This window comes from Propionivibrio sp. (assembly GCF_049316945.1).
Classification (GTDB): domain Bacteria; phylum Pseudomonadota; class Gammaproteobacteria; order Burkholderiales; family Rhodocyclaceae; genus Propionivibrio.
Window position 1 is genome coordinate 1 of record NZ_JBMOJE010000264.1, and the last position, 3,475, is coordinate 3,475.

The 3,475-nt window shown below is 55.1% G+C and carries 4 protein-coding genes; 2 read left to right on the forward strand and 2 right to left on the reverse strand.

All coding sequences use genetic code 11. The annotated features are described in order from the left end of the window. Together ACOYNV_RS26720 and ACOYNV_RS26725 are read right to left on the reverse strand one after the other, a co-directional pair. Positions 1-827 (reverse strand): hypothetical protein (locus ACOYNV_RS26720; RefSeq protein ID WP_422902857.1); only part of this gene is annotated, 827 nt, incomplete at its 3' end. Positions 828-1,151: 324 nt separating this feature from the next. Next, a complete protein-coding gene (locus tag ACOYNV_RS26725) occupies positions 1,152-2,300 on the reverse strand; it encodes an ATP-binding protein (protein WP_422902858.1) in 1,149 nt (382 codons plus the stop codon). A gap of 146 nt (positions 2,301-2,446) precedes the next feature. On the opposite strand from ACOYNV_RS26725, the gene ACOYNV_RS26730 reads away from it, so the two are divergent. Further along, the gene (locus ACOYNV_RS26730; protein WP_422902859.1) at positions 2,447-2,680 is read left to right on the forward strand and encodes a type II toxin-antitoxin system Phd/YefM family antitoxin; all 234 of its coding nucleotides are present in this window, start codon (positions 2,447-2,449) and stop codon (positions 2,678-2,680) included. Then, the gene (locus tag ACOYNV_RS26735) at positions 2,677-3,075 is read left to right on the forward strand and encodes a type II toxin-antitoxin system VapC family toxin (RefSeq protein ID WP_422902860.1); all 399 of its coding nucleotides are present in this window, start codon (positions 2,677-2,679) and stop codon (positions 3,073-3,075) included. The genes ACOYNV_RS26730 and ACOYNV_RS26735 overlap by 4 nt, the downstream gene beginning before the upstream one ends. The last annotated feature ends 400 nt before the right edge of the window (positions 3,076-3,475 follow it).

Sequence of the window (3,475 nt, forward strand, 5' to 3'; positions counted from 1 at the left end):
CCGCTGGCACCATTAGGCCGCGATTCGGTGGCTCCAATGGGGCGAGATTTGTCATAGCTCACCAGAACAACCTTGGAAATCGGAATGTGACTGTACTGCCGATCAAAATTGTCCAGGCTGCGCTGCAGTTCAAGTACCAGACGTTCCTTTGAACGAGCGCGTTGATCCTCGTTATTGTTGTTCAGCTGGAGCGTATTAATCTCGCCGCGCCGCACGGCGATCAACTCGCCGTGAAAAGTCAGCGTCAGCATCATGCCGGTTTCGTCGATACGCAAAAACGCCAAGCCTCGGTTCTCGTCTTCAAGCAAGGCCGCCACGTTGCGCTGCGCCAGTTCGGGAATATCGAGCGCGTCGAGTTTTATCTTCGCCGCCTCAAAGACGGCCACCCGCGAACGCACCGCGCTCTCGGCGGCAGACACGACCAGAACCCCCGCTGATCGCCCCGGAGGCAAGCCATCGCTGGGAATATCGATGACATCGACACTGGCGCTATCGAGTGGATAGCTGACCATTTCCTTGAGCGCCCAACGCAACGCATCTTTGCGCTCTTCCTTGGGCACCGCAGGCGAATCAAGCTGCGTAACGTTGTATTCGCCGTTACCCATCAGCGTGGTGCAGCAATAGGATTTGAGTTGGCGGGTAACGCGCAGGCGCTGCAAAGCCTCGCACTCACCCTTCTCAACCGCGAAGTTATCGAGCATCAGCACTTCCGGACGTGAGCCCGGATCACGCACCACGTGCGCCAGCGTCACCCACCCGCCATTCAGCACCAGCGCCATCCAGCCGGGCTTGCGACGGAGAGAGAAAAGTGAAGAAAAGGTTAACATGCCCTTAGTTATGCTCATAGTTTTGTTTAACTATAATGTTTAACCTGCTAAATAACAAGGGATTATTGCTAATATTACGAGTGCTGTGATAAAAACCAACAGATATGTAAATGGCCTTATCTGGCCTATCCGGGCGACGGTTTCAAGGCGTTGGCGAAATTATGCTTTGCTCGCGCAGAACTACCACCCGCCGCCCGATGAACTGGCAATATGCCTGAAGAGTGCCGTATTCATTGGCTTTCAGGCCATCATCATGCCTGTAGAACGCCGCTTTGCAAGGAGTTTATCGATGCCTCCAGCACTGCGCAGCGAGCGGAAAGTGCTTTATCCCGCAGCATTCATTTCTTGGGCAAAGTTCTCGAATGGCACGGCGGTTACTTGCGCATGGAGCGAATAGCTTTTGCTGCCCGGATAAATCACCCATAAGCGTTTCAGCTTCAGGTCATCCAGCGCATGCCGCATCGAAGGCGTCAGGCGCGGGGCATCGGAACGCTTGATTTCAATACCGATGCGCTCGCCATTGATCATCAGCAACGCGTCCAGTTCGGCGCCGGTATGCGTTGCCCAGAAATAAGCTTCATCCGGTCGCAATTGATGAATCACCTGCTCCAGCACAAAACCCTCCCAGGATGCGCCACATTTCGGATTGGCGAGCAGGGACTCCCAGGACGAAATACCGAACAACTGATGCAGCAAACCGCTATCGCGCCAGTACAGCTTGGGAGACTTCACCTGGCGTTTACCGATGTTTTCATGCCAAGGCTGCAACTGCCGGATCAGATACGTCCCGGTCAAGATATCCAGATAACGGCGCACCGTGCCTTCCGATAGTCCCAGAGATCGTGCCGGCTCGGCCGCACTCCAGATTTGCCCGTGATAGTGGGCCAGCATCACCAGAAAGCGCTGCAGGGTCGCCGGCGCCATGCTCATGCCCAATTGCGGCAAATCACGCTCGACCAGCGCCAGCAGGAATTGTTTACGCCAAGCCCGGCTATCTTCCTCGGAATCCGCAAGAAATGCTCCCGGAAACCCGCCTCGCAGCCACAGCGTATCGGACTGAGGTTCACCCACTTCATCGAGGGTGAATCCACCAACCTCAATCACCTCGATGCGCCCCGCCAGCGATTCGCTGGATTGCCGGATGAGTGCGGGCGAAGCGCTCCCCAGCAACAGGAATTTCGCATCGACATCGCGCCGGTCGGCCAGCACGCGCAACACAGGAAACAAGCCCGGCTCGCGCTGGATTTCATCAATCACAATCAAACCGCGCAGCGCAGCCAGCGCGAGCATCGGCTCAGCCAGACGAGCCAGACTGACCGGATCTTCCAGATCGAAGTAATTGGAACTTTGCAGATCGACAAAAGCTCGTGCCAGCGTCGTCTTGCCAACCTGGCGAGGCCCGACCAGCGCGACAATGCCGCTGCGCCGCAAGGCGGTTTGCACTTGATCAGAAAGATGGAGTCGGGGAATCATGCCCAACGATACCATGAAATTCCTCTTTGTAAATGAGGAATATCGTGGATGGTAGAGCTTGCCCGGCGCAATGCGCTTTGCTTATTGCGCCCTACTGCGCGCTGCACCTATACTCTGACTATCGTCATCTGACTAGAGGCAAAATTATGATAACTCAGGTATCAAAATCCCAGTTCAAGGCCAAAGCGCTGGAGTTCTTCCGCCAAGTGGAAGCCAGTGGTGAATCTGTCGTGGTGACTGACCGTGGGCAACCCAAATTGGAAGTTCGCCCCTACAAACCATACACGCGCAGCCCTCTCGACGTTCTGCGAGGCTCCGTTCTCCGCTTTGACAATCCAACGGCCCCGGTCGCTGAAGACGACTGGGAGGCTTTGCAGTGATTGTCCTGGATACGCACGCGCTCATTTGGTGGGCATCCGGAGATAAGGAGCAGCTTTCAGCCGTTGCCCTACAGGCTATCGAGCGCGAATTGGAGGGCGGGCAAATTTTCGTATCCTCCATTTCAGCATGGGAGCTGTCCATGCTGGTCGCCAAAGGAAGAGTGGCGCTGTCGATGGATGTAACGGAATGGCTATCCTGGGTAGGCAGCATCGAGGTTGTTAGCTTTGTTCCTGTCGACAATGAGGTCGCCGTGAAAAGCACCGAACTTCCCGGTGAATTTCACAAAGACCCGGCAGACCGCCTTATCGTAGCCACAGCACGAAAACTCGGAGCCCCGTTGGTTACCGCAGATGAAAAGATTCGTGCCTATCAACATGTGCGTACGATTTGGTAATTGGACGAATTTCCAGGGTGAGTGGAGCCTGTTTTTCAACCTAAAAACCTCAGTTGACCGCGACAAACTGACCGCAAAGCCAAATCTGACGCGTGTTTAGCCCTCACCCCAACCCTCTCCCGCGGGGAGAGGGGGTTTACACCCTTCTCCCTGTGACCGAAGGGAATGCAGAGCCGGGAGAAGGGCCGGGGATGAAAGCTTGCGACATTGGCATAACATCCAACTGAGTTTTCCAGGTTCAAGGCAAATCGAGGCCCTTTAGCAAGCGCAACACAGGAAACAAGCCAGACTGACCGGGGCTTCCAGATCGAAGTAATTGAACTCTAAAGATCGACAAAAGCGCGTGCCAGCTTCAGATTTCTTCTGTTAGGACCCAATTGGTTTGGCACTTTTCACACCA